The organism is Variovorax atrisoli 110B (genome assembly GCF_000382045.1).
In the GTDB taxonomy this organism is placed as follows: Bacteria; Pseudomonadota; Gammaproteobacteria; order Burkholderiales; family Burkholderiaceae_C; genus Variovorax; species Variovorax atrisoli.
Genome location: NZ_KB907470.1, coordinates 66,810 through 84,630 on the forward strand (window position 1 = coordinate 66,810; position 17,821 = coordinate 84,630).

At 65.5% G+C, this 17,821-nt stretch carries 13 protein-coding genes and 1 tRNA gene; all 14 read right to left on the reverse strand.

Features of this window, described 5'->3' with window-relative positions; all coding sequences use genetic code 11:
* On the reverse strand, positions 1-2,334 hold the full coding sequence (locus G369_RS0132900) for a sensor histidine kinase (RefSeq protein WP_019658328.1): 2,334 nt from the start codon (positions 2,332-2,334) through the stop codon (positions 1-3).
* Positions 2,331-2,897 carry a DUF4390 domain-containing protein gene (locus tag G369_RS0132905; RefSeq protein WP_184607655.1) on the reverse strand — a complete coding sequence of 189 codons (567 nt, stop codon included), beginning with the start codon at positions 2,895-2,897 and terminating at the stop codon, positions 2,331-2,333. Before G369_RS0132905 ends, G369_RS0132900 begins: the two co-directional genes overlap by 4 nt.
* A 58-nt stretch (positions 2,898-2,955) precedes the next feature.
* The gene (gene rsmB / locus G369_RS0132910; RefSeq protein ID WP_019658330.1) at positions 2,956-4,341 is read right to left on the reverse strand and encodes a 16S rRNA (cytosine(967)-C(5))-methyltransferase RsmB; all 1,386 of its coding nucleotides are present in this window, start codon (positions 4,339-4,341) and stop codon (positions 2,956-2,958) included.
* A gap of 112 nt (positions 4,342-4,453) precedes the next feature.
* Positions 4,454-5,062, reverse strand: a complete 609-nt coding sequence (locus tag G369_RS0132915; protein ID WP_019658331.1) for a LemA family protein — start codon at positions 5,060-5,062, stop codon at positions 4,454-4,456.
* A 111-nt stretch (positions 5,063-5,173) separates the two neighbouring features.
* The gene (gene rpoC / locus G369_RS0132920; protein WP_019658332.1) at positions 5,174-9,409 is read right to left on the reverse strand and encodes a DNA-directed RNA polymerase subunit beta'; all 4,236 of its coding nucleotides are present in this window, start codon (positions 9,407-9,409) and stop codon (positions 5,174-5,176) included.
* Positions 9,410-9,430: 21 nt separating this feature from the next.
* A complete protein-coding gene (rpoB, locus tag G369_RS0132925) occupies positions 9,431-13,555 on the reverse strand; it encodes a DNA-directed RNA polymerase subunit beta (RefSeq protein WP_019658333.1) in 4,125 nt (1,374 codons plus the stop codon).
* Positions 13,556-13,848: 293 nt separating this feature from the next.
* Positions 13,849-14,226 carry a 50S ribosomal protein L7/L12 gene (gene rplL / locus G369_RS0132930; protein WP_019658334.1) on the reverse strand — a complete coding sequence of 126 codons (378 nt, stop codon included), beginning with the start codon at positions 14,224-14,226 and terminating at the stop codon, positions 13,849-13,851.
* 45 nt (positions 14,227-14,271) lie between these two features.
* Positions 14,272-14,805: a 50S ribosomal protein L10 gene (rplJ, locus tag G369_RS0132935; RefSeq protein WP_019658335.1), complete on the reverse strand. Its 534-nt coding sequence runs from the start codon at positions 14,803-14,805 to the stop codon at positions 14,272-14,274.
* A 255-nt stretch (positions 14,806-15,060) separates the two neighbouring features.
* On the reverse strand, positions 15,061-15,759 hold the full coding sequence (gene rplA / locus G369_RS0132940; protein ID WP_019658336.1) for a 50S ribosomal protein L1: 699 nt from the start codon (positions 15,757-15,759) through the stop codon (positions 15,061-15,063).
* Positions 15,760-16,191 carry a 50S ribosomal protein L11 gene (gene rplK / locus G369_RS0132945; protein WP_019658337.1) on the reverse strand — a complete coding sequence of 144 codons (432 nt, stop codon included), beginning with the start codon at positions 16,189-16,191 and terminating at the stop codon, positions 15,760-15,762.
* A gap of 137 nt (positions 16,192-16,328) precedes the next feature.
* Positions 16,329-16,940: a transcription termination/antitermination protein NusG gene (gene nusG, locus G369_RS0132950; RefSeq protein WP_019658338.1), complete on the reverse strand. Its 612-nt coding sequence runs from the start codon at positions 16,938-16,940 to the stop codon at positions 16,329-16,331.
* Positions 16,941-17,324, reverse strand: a complete 384-nt coding sequence (gene secE, locus G369_RS0132955) for a preprotein translocase subunit SecE (RefSeq protein WP_019658339.1) — start codon at positions 17,322-17,324, stop codon at positions 16,941-16,943.
* A 103-nt stretch (positions 17,325-17,427) separates the two neighbouring features.
* Positions 17,428-17,503 (reverse strand) — tRNA-Trp (locus G369_RS0132960).
* A gap of 22 nt (positions 17,504-17,525) precedes the next feature.
* A partial coding sequence (locus G369_RS0132965; RefSeq protein WP_019658340.1) for an EF-Tu C-terminal domain-related protein occupies positions 17,526-17,821 on the reverse strand: 296 nt, incomplete at its 5' end.

The window sequence follows — 17,821 nt, forward strand, 5'->3', positions numbered from 1 at the left end:
TCAGGCGGCGGAAGACTTCGACGAATCTTCGGTGTGAGCGGCCGCTGCCCGCGGCTCGCTTGCCAGCGCGAATGATAGCGAGACTTGTGCCCCTGCTACAGCCCCATCGACGACGCGGTTGGAAAGCTCGATGCGCGCGCCGTGCTCGTCGGCGATCTTCTTGACGACCGCGAGGCCCAAACCGGTACCTTTAGTTTTCGTGGTGACGTAGGGCTCGAATGCGCGCTTGAGGATGTTCTCGGCAAAGCCAGGTCCGCTGTCCTGCACGGTCAGGCGCACGCGCTGCCCCGAGTCGCCGAGCCGGGTGCGGATGGTGACTTCTCCCCGCTTGCCCGTGCCGCTGGCAGCGGCCTCGGCGGCGTCCTGCGCGTTTTGCAACAGGTTGTGTATGACCTGGCGGATCTGCTGCGCGTCGCCCTTGATGGGCGGGCAGCGCTCGTCGAGCTCGGAGCGCAGCGTGATCGGAAGGTTCTCGGCGTTGTAGAGCTGGAGCACGTCGGTGAGCAAGGCGTTCAGGTCCACCGGCTTGAGGTCGGCCGCGGGCAGGCGCGCGTAGTCACGGAATTCGTTCACGAGCCGCTTCATCGCATCGACCTGGTCGACGATGGTCTTCACCGACTTCACCAGCACCGCCTGCTCGGGCGGCTGGACCTTGCCCGACAGCTTCATCTCCAGCCGCTCGGCCGAGAGCTGGATGGGCGTGAGCGGGTTCTTGATCTCGTGCGCGAGCCGGCGCGCGACCTCGCCCCATGCCTGCGCACGCTGCGCAGAGACGATCTCGGAGATGTCGTCGAACACCAGCAGCCGTGCGGCGCCGGGCAGTTCCGCGCCGCGCGCGACGATGTTGATGGCGCCGTCCTGTTGCGGCAGGTCGACGCCGGAAGCGTGCAGCTCGAAGGCGTGCTGCCAGTGGTCGAGGCCGTGCTGGATGCGCTCGACGAGGAAGTCCTCGAACTGCTGCTGCACCTTCGCGCCGAACTCCGCCAGCCCCGGCACCTCGACGAGCGGCCGGCCCTCGTAGGCTGCGAGCGGCGCGCGCAGAACGCGCGTCGCGCCCGGGTTGGTGGACAGCACCGTACCCTTGGCATCGAGCACGATCACGCCCGAGGTCAGGTTGTCGAGGATGGTCTGCAGGTTGGCACGCGCCGCGTCGAGCTGGCCCATGGTCTTCTCGACGGCGCCGCGCGCGTCGGCCAGCTGCTGCGTCATGACGGCGAAGGAACGCGTGAGGCCGCCTAGTTCGTCCTTGCCCTGGAGCACGGCGGTGGGACGCAGGTCGCCCGCCGCCACCTGCCGCACGCCCTCCGCAAGCACGAGCAGCGGCCTCGCGAGCTGGTTGCCGAACAGCACCGCCAGCAGCACCGCGCCGAACACTGCGAGGAACAGGCTCAGCGTGAGCGTGCCGATGTACATGCGGCGCAGGCCTTCGCGCGCGAGCGCCCGCTCCTGGTATTCGCGGTTGGCCTCCTGCACCGCCAGCGCGTTGGCGACCACCGCCGGCGGCAGCGGCCGCGTGACCTGCAGGTAGCGCGGCGCGGTGTCGAAGTCGAAGCCTGGCCGCTGCACCATCGCGAGCGCCCGCACGCTCGCGGCAGGCGGCGTCGCGCCCGGGGCGGTGTTTTCATCCAGCCCCTCGATGTGCGCGACGGCACGCTCGGGGCGCACCTGCCGAAACTGCTGCTGCGTCGGCCGCTCGGGGTTGAGCTGGAAGCGCGATGTGCCCGCGCTCGCCACGAGCTGCCCCGAGCCGGTCCAGAGGATCACATCGCTGGCTTCGAGCTGGTCGCGGATGCGCTCGAGCATCAGGCCGGCGCTGGCATCGGGCACCTGCGCCAGCTGCGCGCTGGCGCTGCGCGTCTTCACGGCGAGGTCGTCCGACAGCGAGTCGAGCGTGGCCCGCCCGAGGTTCAGGCCGGCGTCGAGAGCCCCTTCCACCTTGACGTCGAACCAGCTCTCGATCGAGCGCGCGACGAACTGGTACGACACCACATAGACCAGCGCCCCCGGCACCACCCCCACCAGCGCGAAGATGGCCGCGAGCTTGATGAGCAGCCGGCTGCCGAACTTGCCCTGCCTGAGACGCCGCAGCAGCCGGAAGGCCACCCAGCCGATCACCAGCACCAGCAGCACCGCGACCACGACATTGATGCCGAAGAGGCGCACGTAGTAGCGCTCGTACAGCGCGCGGTTGTTGGTGGCCTGCGCCAGCAGGAACATCAGCACGAGGCCGATGGCGGTGACCAGCGCGGCGCCGACGCCGATGGCCCAGCGCCGGGCCCGCGCGCGGCTCGCAGCCTGCGAGGCCGCCGTGCCGCTGCGCGCCGAAGTGCTCACTTCTGCTTCTCCATCGGAAGCTTGGCCGTGCGCTCGACGGCGATGTTCCAGTCGGCCTGGCCGACCACGCCGATCTGGAACGGGCGCGGCAACTGCGAGGTGTCGAGCCTGAAGCGGAAGGTGACCTGGTGCTGCGGGTCGTCGCCGATCTCGGCGATGTCGCCCATGCGCAGCCGACCGACGCGCTTGATGGCGTCGAGCGCGTCGCCCAGGGTGTCGAAGTTCTGGTTCAGCGAGATGCCCAGGCCGGCCGCGCCGGTCATGGGCGCCGCCGACACGTTGAGCCGCCAGCGGCGCGTGAGCGGCTGGTAGGCCAGCCGCATGTGGCGCGTGACCTGCGCGACCTTGCGGTCGGTCCAGTACCAGCGCTCCTGGAAGAGCTCGGCCTCCGCCACGAAATAGATGGCGATGCCCTTGTCGAGCACCTCCTCGACCAGCGAGGGCAGCTCGAACTGCACGGCGGCGCTGAAGTAGACGCCGTCGTCATCCTGCTCCAGCCGCATCTGGGTGATCGAAGCGCCGCTGCGCGCCTGGGCGGATGCCGGTGCGGGTAGGAACGACATCCAGATCGCCCAGATCCAGAGCAGGACGGGCAGCCACGGCACCAGCCGGCGCCGCCGCTCAACGCGGACGCTTTTCGAGCAGGGCGTAGAAGAAGCCGTCGTGGTCACCAGAGGCATTGTCCGGGACGCCACGGGCATTCGATCCGCTTTGGGGCAGCAAATGGCCTGGCGATGGCAGCAATCGTGCGTTGGTGTTGTGTACAAGAAACGCATCAATTTGTTGCGAACCCTCTTCGCGGAACACGGAGCAAGTGCAGTAGAGAAGCCGCCCGCCGGGCCGCACCAGCGGCCACAAGGCCGCCAGGAGCGCGGCCTGCTGGGCGGCGAGCTGGGCCGTGTCGCTCTCGCGGCGCAGCCAGCGCACGTCGGGATGGCGCCGCACGATGCCCGAGGCGGTGCAGGGCGCGTCGAGCAGGATCGCGTCGAAGGGCATGCCGTCCCACCACTGGTCAGGCCGGCTGGCATCGGCGACGAGCACCTTGGCCTGCAGGCCGAGGCGCTCCAGGGTCTCGTCGATGCGGCGGCTGCGGGTGGCGTCGACCTCGAGAGCCGTGACGTCGAGGGCGCCGGGCTTCGCCGTCTCGAGCAGGTGCGCGGTCTTGCCGCCAGGCGCGGCGCAGGCGTCGAGCACGCGCAGCGGCTGCTGCGCCGCGTCCTGCAGCAGGCCGTCGAGCAGCAGCGGCGCAGCCATCTGCGCGGCGGCGTCCTGCACCGAGCAGGCACCGTCGGCAAAGCCGGGCAGTTGCTGCACGGGGCGGGCACGCGCCAGCTGCAGGCCGCTGGCACCGACGCGGGTCGCACCGAGGCCTGCGGCTTCGAGTTCGGTCAGGTACGAGGCGGCGGTCGTCCGGCGGGCGTTGACCCGCAGTGTCATCGGGGCCTGCGCGTTGTCGGCGGCAAGCACGCGCTGCCAGTCGCGAGGATGGTCGCGCCTGAGGCGCTCGATCCACCAGCGCGGATGGTTCCACTGCGCGACGGGTTCGGTGTCGGTGGCGGCCACGAGTTCGTCGCGTTCGCGCAGGAAGCGCCGCAGGCAGGCGTTGATGAAGCTCGCCTGCGCCCGCGTGGCGGGATTGCGCTTGGCGGCCTCGACCGCCTGGTCCACCAGCGTGAAGGTCTCGTAGGGTGCGTGCGCCGCATCCCATGCAAGCGCCAGTGCGGTGCACAGCAGCGCATCGGGCAGGGGCGGCGGCGTGCGCTTGGCCAGATGGCGGCGCAGCGCCTCGGCACGGCCGAGCCAGCGCAGCACCTGGAAGCCGAGCGACTGCACGCCGGGCCGCAGCGCGGGCTCGACGGCTTCGAAGGCCACGGAGCCCGACGTGCCGGCGCGAATCGACGCCAGCGCCGTCGCAGTCAGTTGCAGCTGGCGCCAGAGCGGAGGTTGTTGCAGGGGCGGCGAGTCGCCGGGGCCTCTGCGGGAGGGGTCGGAAGGTAGTTCTGGCAAGTTGGGGGCGATGGTAACGGGCCGGCCAAAAGCCGGACTTCGTACATGGAAAGAGAACGACACGAAATACCGCAGTGGCCGCGCACGGCCGCTGCCGACAGGTCGGCTCAGCTCAAAGCAGCGGTGCCGCCGGACGCAGACGCACGGCCCATGCCACCAGCAGCGCCGGGAACTGTGCGATGGCAGCGTTGTACTGCGCCACCGCCTGGTTGAACTGGCTGCGCGCGATCTCGGCGGCCGCGGAAGGCTCGGGCCAGCCGATCGGCTCCGCGGCGCCCGGTACGCCGGTGGTCGTGCCGGGCAGCAGCTGCGCGGGCCGCGACAGCGTGCCGTCGGCGTCGAACACCGTCACCTGGTCGGGATGCTGCCGCTGCCAGGCGCCGATCCAGACCTGGAGCGCGGTCGCCAGCGCGGCCATGCCGCCCGCTTCGAGCGGCCGCAGCCGGGTCGCACCCAGCAGGGTCGCCAGCTGTGCAGTGGCAGCCTGCAGCGGAGCGATGGACGAGAGCGACTCCCCGGTCGGCGGCGCCTCGGGCGGTGGGTCCGCCGCGATGCTGGCCTGCACGAAGTCGAGCTGCTTGCCCAGCGCCGCATCGAGCTGGCCATAGGCCTGCAGCACGGCCGCGCGCAGGCGCACCAGCCGGTTGTAGGCACCGACAAACCAGAAGAGCAGGACCGCGGCCACGATCCAGCCGGCCAGCGATTCGGGCAACAAGCTCATCGACGACAAGGCCTCATCATGCAAACACAGGGGAAGAACAAATGAAAACGCCCCCCGACCGGGGCCGGTCGGGGGGCGTGTGTACCGGTCATGGCCGGTGATGCTAACCAGTTATTCGGTCGCAGCGCCTTCGCTGGCGTCCGCCGTGCTCGCAGTTGCATCGCTTTCGCCGGAACCTGCCAGTTCGGCAGCTTCCGCTTCGGCGATGGCGCGGCGCTCGGCCTCGTCCATGGCGTCCTTGACCTTGCGTGCCTGGTGGTACGCCATGCCGGTGCCCGCGGGAATCAGGCGGCCGACGATGACGTTTTCCTTCAGGCCGCGCAGTTCGTCGCGCTTGCCCATGATCGCGGCTTCGGTCAGCACGCGCGTCGTTTCCTGGAACGAAGCGGCCGAGATGAACGAGTCCGTCGACAGCGATGCCTTCGTGATACCCAGCAGCAGGTTCGTGAACGTCGCGGGGATCTTGCCTTCGGCGCGCAGGGCGTCGTTGGTGTTGAGCATCTCGCTGCGTTCGATCTGTTCGCCGGCGATGTAGCTGGTGTCGCCCGGGTTGTCGACCACGACGCGGCGCAGCATCTGGCGAACGATCACCTCGATGTGCTTGTCGTTGATCTTCACGCCCTGCAGGCGGTACACGTCCTGCACTTCGTCCACGATGTAGCGCGCCAGTTCTTCGGAACCCAGCAGGCGCAGGATGTCCTGCGGGTCCGCCGGGCCGTCGACCACGGATTCGCCCTTGTTCACCACCTGGCCTTCGTGCACCAGGATGTTCTTTTCCTTCGGCACGAGGTCTTCCCAGACCGTGCCTTCCGGATCGGTGATCTGCAGGCGGATCTTGCCCTTCGTTTCCTTGCCGAACGACACGGTACCGGTCATTTCGGCCAGCATGCCCTTGTCCTTCGGCGAACGGGCTTCGAACAGCTCGGCAACGCGCGGCAGACCGCCGGTGATGTCGCGGGTCTTCTGGCCTTCGACCGGAATACGCGCCAGCACTTCGCCGGGGCCCACGTCCTGACCGTCACGCACCTGCACCAGCGCGCCGATCGGGAAGCCGATCGTCACCGAGTGGTCGGTGCCCGGGATCTTCACTTCGGCGCCGGAGGCGTCGATGAGCTTCACCTGAGGACGAACGACCTTGGCGGCGCCGCGGCGCTTCGGGTCGATCACGACCAGGGTCGACAGGCCGGTCACTTCGTCCACCTGCTTGGCGACCGTGAGGCCTTCCTCGACGTTCTCGAACTGCGTCTTGCCGGCGAATTCCGTGATGATCGGGCGGGTCAGCGGGTCCCAGTTGGCCAGGACATGGCCAGCCTTGATCTGCTGGTCGGCCTTGACCGTCAGGGTCGCGCCGTACGGCACCTTGTGGCGCTCACGCTCACGGCCGTGTTCGTCGTGGATGATGATTTCACCCGAACGCGAGATCACGACCAGCTCCCCCTTGCTGTTGGTCACGTAGCGCATCGTGGCGTTGAAGCCGATCGAGCCGTTCGACTTGGCTTCCACGCTGGAGGCGATGGCAGCGCGCGAAGCGGCACCACCGATGTGGAAGGTACGCATCGTCAGCTGCGTGCCCGGTTCGCCGATGGACTGGGCGGCGATCACACCGACGGCTTCGCCGATGTTGATCAGGCCGCCGCGGCCCAGGTCGCGGCCGTAGCAGGTCGAGCAGATGCCGAAGCGCGTCTCGCAGGTCAGCGCCGTGCGCACCTTGACCTCGTCCACGCCCTGCGCCTCGAGTTCCTCGATGGTGTCCTCGTCGAACATCTCGCCGGCCTTCAGCAGCACCGAGCGGTTTTCCGGGTGCAGCACGTCGTCGGCTGCGGTGCGGCCGAGGATACGGTCGCGCAGCGATTCGATCACTTCACCGCCTTCGACGATGGCGCGCATCAGGTAGCCGCCGTGCGTGCCGCAGTCCTGCTCGGTCACGACCAGGTCCTGCGTCACGTCGACCAGACGACGCGTCAGGTAGCCCGAGTTCGCCGTCTTCAGCGCCGTGTCGGCCAGACCCTTACGGGCACCGTGGGTGGAGATGAAGTACTCCAGCACGTTCAGGCCTTCGCGGAAGTTCGCGGTGATGGGCGTCTCGATGATCGAGCCGTCAGGCTTGGCCATCAGGCCGCGCATGCCGGCCACCTGGCGGATCTGGGCCGCGGAACCGCGGGCGCCGGAGTCGGCCATCATGTAGATCGAGTTGAAGGACTCCTGCTCGACTTCCTTGCCGTTGCGGTCGATGACCTTCTGCTTCGACAGCTTGGCCATCATCACCTTCGACACTTCGTCGCCGGCCTTGCCCCAGATGTCCACCACCTTGTTGTAGCGTTCGCCGGAGGTCACGAGACCCGAGACGTACTGCTGCTCGATCTCCTTCACTTCCTTCGCCGAGCGCTCGATGATGCCGTGCTTCTCCGAAGGCACCAGCATGTCGTCGATGGCGATCGAGATGCCGGCCTTGGTCGCCAGGCGGAAGCCGTTCTGCAGCAGCTTGTCTGCGAAGACGACGGTTTCCTTCAAGCCGCACTTGCGGAACGAGACGTTGATGAGCTTGGAGATTTCCTTCTTCTTCAGCGCCTTGTTGATGTTCGAGAACGGCAGGCCCTTCGGCAGGATCTCGGACAGCAGCGCGCGGCCCACGGTGGTATCCACGAGCGAGGTCGACGGCGTGAATTCGCCGGTTTCCTTGTTCTTGGTGTATTCCGTGATGCGCACTGCCACCTTGGCGGTGAGTTCGACTTCGTTGGCGTCGAGCGCACGCTGGACTTCACCGATGTCGGAGAAGACCAGGCCTTCGCCCTTGCCGTTGATGCGGTCGCGGGTCGTGTAGTACAGACCCAGCACCACGTCCTGCGAAGGAACGATCGACGGTTCGCCCGAAGCCGGGAACAGCACGTTGTTGGAGGCCAGCATCAGCGTGCGGGCTTCCATCTGCGCTTCCACCGACAGCGGCACGTGGACGGCCATCTGGTCGCCGTCGAAGTCGGCGTTGAAAGCCGCGCAGACGAGCGGGTGCAGCTGGATCGCCTTGCCTTCGATCAGGATCGGCTCGAAGGCCTGGATACCCAGGCGGTGCAGCGTCGGAGCGCGGTTCAGCATGACCGGGTGCTCCTTGATGACCTCTTCCAGGATGTCCCAGACCACCGGCGTGCCCGATTCGACTTCCTTCTTGGCAGCCTTGATCGTGGTCGCGATGCCCATGGCTTCGAGGCGCGAGAAGATGAAGGGCTTGAAGAGTTCGAGCGCCATCAGCTTCGGCAGGCCGCACTGGTGCAGCTTGAGCGTCGGACCCACCACGATGACCGAACGGCCCGAGTAGTCGACGCGCTTGCCCAGCAGGTTCTGGCGGAAGCGGCCGCTCTTGCCCTTGATCATGTCGGCCAGCGACTTCAGCGCGCGCTTGTTCGCGCCCGTCATGGCCTTGCCGCGGCGGCCGTTGTCCAGCAGCGAGTCGACGGCCTCCTGCAGCATCCGCTTCTCGTTGCGCGCGATGATTTCCGGAGCCTTCAGCTCCAGCAGGCGGCGCAGGCGCGAGTTGCGGTTGATGACGCGGCGGTACAGGTCGTTCAGGTCGGAGGTCGCGAAGCGGCCGCCGTCCAGCGGCACCAGCGGACGCAGGTCCGGCGGCAGCACGGGCAGCACGTCGAGCACCATCCACTCGGGCTTGATGCCCGACTTGCGGAAGGCTTCCAGCACCTTCAGGCGCTTGGAGTTCTTCTTGACCTTGACTTCGGAGCCGGTCAGGTCGCCGCGCAGGCGTTCGATCTCGCTGTCGAGTTCGATGCCTTCCAGCAGGTCCTTGATGCCTTCGGCGCCCATCTTGGCGACGAACTCGTCACCGTATTCCTTGCGCTTCGCGTCATAGTCGTCCTCGGACATGATGCCGAACTTCTTCAGCGGGGTCATGCCGGGGTCGGTGATCACGTAGGCTTCGAAGTACAGCACGCGCTCGATGTCGCGCAGCGTCATGTCGAGCACGAGGCCCAGGCGCGACGGCAGCGACTTCAGGAACCAGATGTGGGCGCAGGGCGCGGCCAGGTCGATGTGACCCATGCGCTCGCGACGCACCTTGGTCTGCGTGACTTCGACGCCGCACTTCTCGCAGATCACGCCGCGGTGCTTCAGGCGCTTGTACTTGCCGCACAGGCACTCGTAGTCCTTGATGGGGCCGAAGATCTTCGCGCAGAAGAGGCCGTCGCGCTCGGGCTTGAACGTGCGGTAGTTGATCGTCTCGGGCTTCTTCACCTCGCCGAAGGACCACGAACGGATCTTCTCGGGCGAAGCCATGCCGATCTTGATGGCATCGAAATGCTCATCAGGGGTGAATTGCTTGAACAGGTCGAGTAGCGATTTCATAAGACTCTTTCCCTTTTCAAATTAGGAACGCTCGAGCTCGATGTCGAGACCCAGCGAACGGATTTCCTTGACCAGCACGTTGAACGACTCCGGCATGCCGGCTTCGATCGAGTGCTCGCCCTTGACGATGCTCTCGTACACCTTGGTACGGCCTTGCACGTCGTCGGACTTCACGGTCAGCATTTCCTGCAGGACGTAGGAAGCGCCGTAGGCTTCGAGCGCCCACACTTCCATTTCCCCGAAACGCTGGCCGCCGAACTGCGCCTTGCCGCCCAGAGGCTGCTGCGTGACCAGCGAGTACGGGCCGGTCGAGCGGGCGTGCATCTTGTCGTCCACCAGGTGATGCAGCTTCAGGAAGTGCATGTAGCCGACGGTGACGGGACGCTCGAACTGGTCGCCGGTGCGGCCGTCGAACAGGTAGGCCTGCGTGCGGCTCTCGGTCAGGCCCTTGGCCTTGGCGATGTCGTCCGGGTAGGCCAGCTTCAGCATGCCGCGGATTTCCTCTTCCGAGGCACCGTCGAACACCGGCGTCGCGAAGGTCGCGCCGTTCTGGAGGTTGCCGGCCATCTCGAGCAGCTCGGTGTCGCTCAGCGAAGCGATGTTCTCCTGGCGGCCCGAGCCGTTGTACAGCTGCTCCATGAACTTGCGCAGCTCGGCCACCTTGGCCTCCTGCTGCAACAGGTCGCCGATGCGCTGGCCCACGCCCTTGCCGGCCCAGCCCAGGTGCACCTCGAGAACCTGGCCCACGTTCATCCGCGAGGGCACGCCCAGCGGATTCAGGCAGATGTCGCACGGGGTGCCGTCGGCCATGTGGGGCATGTCCTCGACCGGAACGATCTTCGACACCACACCCTTGTTGCCGTGGCGGCCGGCCATCTTGTCGCCGGGCTGCAGGCGGCGCTTGACGGCCAGGTAGACCTTGACCATCTTCAGCACGCCGGCGGGCAGCTCGTCGCCCTGCGTGAGCTTCTTGCGCTTCTCTTCGAACGCGAGGTCGAAGCTGTGGCGCGTCTGCTCCAGCGAGTTCTTGATCGACTCGAGCTGCGTCGCCACTTCGTCTTCCGCCGGACGGATGTCGAACCAGTGGAACTTCTCGACCGACGACAGGTAGGCCTTGTCGAGCTTGGTGCCCTTGGCCAGCTTGTTCGGTCCGCCGTTGGCGACCTTGCCGGTCAGCAGCTTCTCGATACGGTCGAACGCGTCGGCCTCGACGATGCGGAGCTGGTCGTTCAGGTCGAGGCGGAAGCGCTTGAGCTCGTCGTCGATGATCTGCTGGGCGCGCTTGTCGCGCTGGATGCCTTCGCGGGTGAACACCTGCACGTCGATCACGGTGCCTTGCGAGCCCTGGTCCACGCGCAGCGAGGTGTCCTTCACGTCGGAAGCCTTCTCGCCGAAGATGGCGCGAAGCAGCTTCTCTTCAGGCGTCAGCGTGGTCTCGCCCTTCGGCGTGACCTTGCCCACCAGCGTATCGCCCGGCTGCACTTCGGCACCGACATAGATGATGCCGGACTCGTCGAGGCGGTTGAGCTGCTGCTCGGCCAGGTTCGGGATGTCGCGCGTGATTTCTTCGGCGCCCAGCTTCGTGTCGCGGGCCATCACCACCAGTTCCTCGATGTGGATCGAGGTGTAGCGGTCTTCGGCGACGACGCGTTCCGAGATCAGGATCGAGTCTTCGAAGTTGTAGCCGTTCCAGGGCATGAACGCGATCAGCATGTTCTGGCCCAGGGCCAGTTCGCCGAGGTCGGTCGATGCGCCGTCGGCCACCACGTCGCCCTTGGCGATCTTGTCGCCGCGCTTGACGATGGGGCGCTGGTGGATGTTGGTGTTCTGGTTCGAACGCTGATACTTGATCAGGTTGTAGATGTCCACACCGACTTCACCGGCAGCCGCTTCGGCGTCGTTCACGCGCACCACGACACGGGTCGCGTCGACGTAGTCGACGATACCGCCGCGGGTGGCCGTGACCACGGTGCCCGAGTCGACCGCGGAGACGCGCTCGATACCGGTACCGACCATCGGCTTCTCGGGACGCAGCACAGGCACGGCCTGGCGCTGCATGTTGGCGCCCATCAGCGCGCGGTTCGCGTCGTCGTGCTCGAGGAACGGCACGAGCGATGCGGCTACCGACACGATCTGCGCGGGCGACACGTCCATGTACTGGATGCGCTCTGCGCCGACCAGGATCGATTCGCCGGCCTCACGGGCCGAGACCAGGTCGCCGGTCAGCTTGCCGTCCTTGTCCAGGGCCGCGTTAGCCTGGGCGATGACGTACTTGCCTTCCTCGATGGCCGACAGGTAGTCGATCTCGTTGGTGACCTTGCCGTCCACCACGCGACGGTACGGCGTCTCGATGAAGCCGTATTCGTTCAGGCGGGCGTACAGGGCCAGCGAGTTGATCAGGCCGATGTTCGGGCCTTCGGGCGTTTCGATCGGGCACACGCGGCCGTAGTGGGTCACGTGCACGTCGCGCACTTCGAAGCCTGCACGTTCGCGCGTCAGACCGCCCGGGCCAAGGGCCGACACGCGGCGCTTGTGGGTGATCTCGGACAGCGGGTTCGTCTGGTCCATGAACTGCGACAGCTGCGAGGCGCCGAAGAATTCCTTCAGCGCAGCCGAGATCGGCTTGCTGTTGATCAGGTCGTGCGGCATCAGCGGCTCTTGCTCCGCCTGGCCCAGACGCTCCTTCACGGCCTTCTCGATGCGGGCCAGGCCGGTGCGGTACTGGTTCTCGGCCAGTTCGCCGACGCAGCGCACGCGACGGTTGCCCAGGTGGTCGATGTCGTCGACTTCGCCGTTGCCGTTGCGCAGGTCCACGAGGATCTTGACCACGGCCAGGATGTCCTCGTTGGTCAGCACCATCGGGCCGGTCGATTCGTCGCGGCCGACCTTGGCGTTGAACTTCATGCGGCCGACGCGCGACAGGTCGTACGTGTCCGGGTTGTAGAACAGACGCTGGAACAGGGCCTGCACGGCGTCTTCCGTCGGCGGCTCGCCGGGGCGCATCATGCGGTAGATGGCCACGCGGGCGGCGAACTCGTCCACGGTTTCGTCGATGCGCAGGGTCTGCGAGATGTACGCGCCCTGGTCGAGTTCGTTCGTGTAGATGACCTGCACGTCCTGCACGCCGGCCGTGCGCAGCTTCTTCAGCAGCGTCTCGGTCAGCTCGTCGTTGGCCTTGGCCAGGATCTCGCCGGAATCGGCGTCGACGATGTTGCGGGCGATCACGCGGCCGATCAGGAAGTCTTCCGGCACGCTGATGTGCGTGGTGCCGCCCTGCTCGAGCTCACGCGTGTGGCGGGCAGTGACGCGCTTGTCCTTGGCGACCACGACCTTGCCCGACTTGTCGGTGATGTCGAAGCGCGCGACTTCGCCGCGCAGGCGCTCGGGAACGAATTCCATCTGCGCGCCGCTGTCCATCAGGCGGAAGTTGTCGTTCACGAAGAAGTTCGCGAGGATCGATTCCGGGTTCAGGCCGATGGCCTTCAGCAGGATCGTGACCGGCATCTTGCGGCGACGGTCCACGCGGAAGTACAGCATGTCCTTCGGGTCGAACTCGAAGTCGAGCCACGAACCGCGGTAGGGGATCACGCGGGCCGAGAACAGCAGCTTGCCCGAGCTGTGCGTCTTGCCCTTGTCGTGCTCGAAGAACACGCCGGGCGAGCGGTGCAGCTGAGACACGATCACGCGCTCGGTACCGTTGATGATGAACGAACCCTTGTCCGTCATGAGCGGCACTTCGCCCATGTAGACCTCTTGTTCCTTCACTTCCTTGACCACCTTCGACTGCGAGGTCGACGACTCGCGGTCATAGATGATGAGTTGCACCTTGGCGCGCACGGCCGACGCGAAGGTCAGGCCGCGGGTCTGGCATTCGCGCACGTCGAACGCCGGCTTCGCCAGGTTGTACTCGAGGAACTTCATCTCGACGAAACCGTTGTGCGAGACGATCGGGAAAGCAGCGTCGAACGCAGCCTGCAGGCCTTCGACGGTACGTTGTTTCGGGGGGACGCCGGCTTGCAGGAACGCGGTGTATGCGTCCTTCTGCATCTGCAGCAGGTAGGGGATTTCGACGACGCTGTCGCGATTGCCGAAACTTTTTCGGATGCGCTTGCGTTCGGTGTAACTGTACGCGGACGATTGGGCCATGAGAGCTCCGGTGCTTGAGATCTTCAGCGACTTGTCAGCAGTGCCGGGGCACCACTGCTTGGCGGCTGGCCACTACCAGCCGTTGGCGGACAGCGATGCGTTGCACATCGCCCGAACCAAGGGGTCTTCTGCAGTCGGGGTCAGAAGACACTCAAAAAACATCTCGTTCCGGCTTCGCCATCGGCCTTGTGGCCTTCGGGAAACCGGCAGCGAGCCGGCTTTTGAGTGCGCTCTGAAAGCGGCAAAGGCTGGAGGGCCTTTTCAGGCACCTCCAGCCCTCCAGGGGGTCTGAATTACTTCAGTTCCACCTTGGCGCCGGCTTCTTCCAGCTTCTTCTTGGCGGCTTCAGCGTCAGCCTTCGACAGGCCTTCCTTGACGGCCTTGGGAGCGGCTTCCACCAGGTCCTTGGCTTCCTTGAGGCCCAGGCCGGTGATTTCGCGCACCGCCTTGATCGCCGAAACCTTGTTCGCGCCGGCGTCAACCAGCACGACGTTGAATTCGGTCTTCTCTTCGACTGCAGCAGCAGCGGCACCGCCACCACCTGCGGCCGGAGCGGCCATTGCAGCGGCGCTCACGCCGAACTTCTCTTCGATGGCCTTGACCAGGTCGTTGAGTTCCAGGACCGTCATGCTGTCGAGCGCGGTCAGAAATGCGTCTTTATCGAATGCCATTTTTGTTTCCTAACAATTGGGTTGAATGTTTCAAACGCAGGCGGCTCAGGCTGCCTGTGCTTCTGCCGGGGCATCGGCGGGTGCAGCTTCGCCACCACCACGCTTCTCGGCCAGCGCCGCGAGCACGCGGGCGGTACGAGAGATCGGGGATTGCATCAAGCCCAGCAGTTGAGCCAGCAGCACTTCCTTCGAAGGGATGTTGGCCAGTTGCTTCACGCCTTCGACGTCCAGGGCCTTGCCACCGAATGCGCCGCCGCGAATGACCAGCTTGTCGTTGGTCTTAGCGAAATCGGCCACCACCTTGGCGGCGGCCACAGCGTCTTCGGAGAAGCCATAGATCAGCGGGCCGGTCATCTGGTCGCCGACGACTTCAAACGGGCTGCCAGCGACAGCACGGCGGGCCAGCGTGTTCTTCAGAACACTCAGGCTCACACCCTTGCTGCGCGCTTCGTTGCGCAGTTTGGTCATATCGGCCACCGTGATGCCACGGTATTCCGCCATCACGAGCGTTTGAGCTTTTGCGGCGAGGCTGGTCACGTCGTTGATGACCGCTTCTTTCTCACTGCGATTCAGACTCAAGGTCTACTCCTTTCAATGCGATCTTCGGCCGGGGCCTGCGATCGCGCTTCATGCAGCGACCAACTGTCAGGAACAAAAAAATCGATTTCCTTGATTCCTTGCAGCGGGATCGCCATCTGCGCTGGATACCGGACGGGAAGGTCCGGCGTTTAAGTGCAGCACCCTGCACACCAGCGGTCTTGGATGGCCCGCGGCAACCGAAGCCGCCGCGACCCACCACATCCGCCCCACCCTTGCGAGGTGGAGCAAATCTCTTTAGCTCGCCGAGATGGTTTGCGTGTCCACGCGGACACCCAGACCCATGGTCGACGACACGGCCACCTTGCGCAGGTACACGCCCTTGCTGGTCGCCGGCTTGGCCTTGACCAGAGCGTCGATCAGCGCGGCGAGGTTGCCCTGCAGCTTGTCGTTGTCGAACGAGCGGCGGCCGATCGTGCCGTGCACGATGCCGGCCTTGTCGACGCGGAACTGGACCTGGCCGGCCTTGGCGTTCTTCACGGCCGTGGCGACGTCCGGGGTCACGGTGCCGACCTTCGGGTTCGGCATCAGGCCGCGCGGGCCCAGCACCTGACCGAGCGTACCGACGACGCGCATTGCGTCCGGCGCAGCGATCACGACGTCGAAAGGCATGTCGCCAGCCTTGACCATGGCAGCCAGGTCGTCCATGCCGACGATGTCGGCGCCGGCGGCCTTGGCTTCTTCAGCCTTGGCGCCCTGGGCGAACACGGCGACGCGCTTGGTCTTGCCGGTGCCGTTGGGCAGCACGACGGCGCCACGCACGACCTGGTCCGACTTCTTGGCGTCGATGCCGAGCTGCACGGCCACGTCGATCGATTCGTCGAACTTGGCGGTGGCTGCTTCCTTGACGATGGTGATCGCGTCAGCCAGCGGGTACAGCTTGGTGCTGTCGACCTTGCCTTCGAGCGACTTCTGCTTCTTGGTGATCTTGGCCATTTACACGCCCTCCACATTCACGCCCATCGAACGGGCCGTACCGGCGATGGTGCGGACCGCGGCGTCCATGTCGGCAGCGGTCAGGTCCTTCATCTTGGTCTTTGCGATCTCTTCGAGCTGTGCACGCGTGATCTTGCCGACCTTGTCGGTGTGCGGGCGTGCGGAGCCCTTGTCGAGCTTGATCGCCTTCTTGATCAGCACGCCGGCCGGCGGCGACTTGATGATGAAGGTGAAGCTCTTGTCGGCGAAAGCGGTGATGACCACCGGCAGCGCCAGACCCGGCTCGTAGCTCTGCGTCTGCGCGTTGAACGCCTTGCAGAATTCCATGATGTTCAGACCGCGCTGACCGAGTGCGGGACCGATCGGCGGGGACGGGTTGGCCTTACCAGCTGGCACTTGCAGCTTGATGAAGCCGACGATTTTCTTCGCCATGCTTTTTTCTCCTTGCGGGTGATATCGCCTTGGCTTGCGGCCGAGGCTCCCCGGGGTTAAACGACTCTTCGATCAAGGCCGCGCGCCGAGTCGGACAACGCGCAGCCGGGAATGATTCAGACCTCGCGGTCCGGGGCTCAGGTCTTCTCGACCTGGCTGAATTCGAGCTCCACGGGCGTCGCGCGGCCGAAGATCATGACCGACACGCTCACCTTGCTCTTCTCGTAGTTGACTTCCTCGACGGTGCCGTTGAAGTCGGTGAACGGGCCTTCCTTGACGCGCACGAATTCGCCGACGGTGAACTCGATCTTGTGGCGCGGCTTCTCGGTGCCCTGCTGCATCTGGCTGACGATGTCCTCGACCTCTTTCTGCGAGATCGGAGCCGGACGATTCTTGGCACCGCCCACGAAGCCCGTCACCTTGTTGGTGTGCTTCACGAGGTGCCAGCTCTCGTCGTCCATGATCATTTCGACCAGCACGTAGCCAGGAAAGAAGCGGCGCTCGGTGGTGCGCTTCTGGCCGTTCTTGATTTCGACCACTTCTTCGGTCGGAACCAGGATGCGACCGAACTTGCCCTGCATGCCGGCGCGGTTGATGCGCTCGGTGATGTTGCGCTCGACAGCCTTCTCCATGCCCGAATAGGCATGCACCACGTACCAACGCAGGTCGGGGTTGGCGGCAGGCGCCAGCACGGAGGTGCTTTCTTCCTCCGGCGCGCCCGGCGTGGTTTCAACTGCGTCGTCAGTCATTTACTTTCTCCAGCCCAGAATGAGGTCGAAAAACACCCATTCGAGCGTCTTGTCGGTAAGCCAGAGGAAGACGGACATGATCGCCACGAAGGCAAACACGTAGGCCGTCATCTGCATCGCTTCCTTGCGGGTCGGCCAGACAACCTTCCTGACTTCGCGCCACGAATCACGACCGAAAGCCCACAACTGGCGGCCATTCTCCGAACTACCGAAGGCAGCCACTGCCGCAGCCAGACCAACCAGCAGCGCAGCCCATTGCACCAGCGAACCTTGGCGGGCCAGCAGATAGAACGCCACAATGGCGCCCACCGCCAGCACCACAGCCGCGGCCAATTTGGCCTTGTCGGCGCCGGTGCTCACGGTTTCGATTTGAGAAGTGGCCATGTTCGGCTGTTTTCCTGTGGCCTTGAGGCCTTCAATTCAATGCGTCTCTTCAGACGCCGAAGCCCGTCGGGGCGCGACGGGCTTTTCGGAGTGCCACCTTAAGTGGCAGGGGCAGTAGGAATCGAACCTACAACCTTCGGTTTTGGAGACCGACGCTCTGCCAATTGAGCTATACCCCTCCGGTACTTCGCACTCGCCCTATTACAGGTCGAGGATCTTCGCCACGACGCCCGAGCCCACGGTGCGGCCGCCTTCGCGGATGGCGAAGCGCAGGCCTTCTTCCATGGCGATCGGAGCGATCAGCTTCACGGTGATGCTGACGTTGTCGCCAGGCATGACCATTTCCTTGTCCTTGGGCAGCTCGATCGCGCCGGTCACGTCCGTCGTGCGGAAGTAGAACTGCGGACGGTAGTTGTTGAAGAACGGCGTGTGACGGCCGCCTTCGTCCTTCGACAGAACGTACACCTCGGCGGTGAAGTGCGTGTGCGGCTTGATCG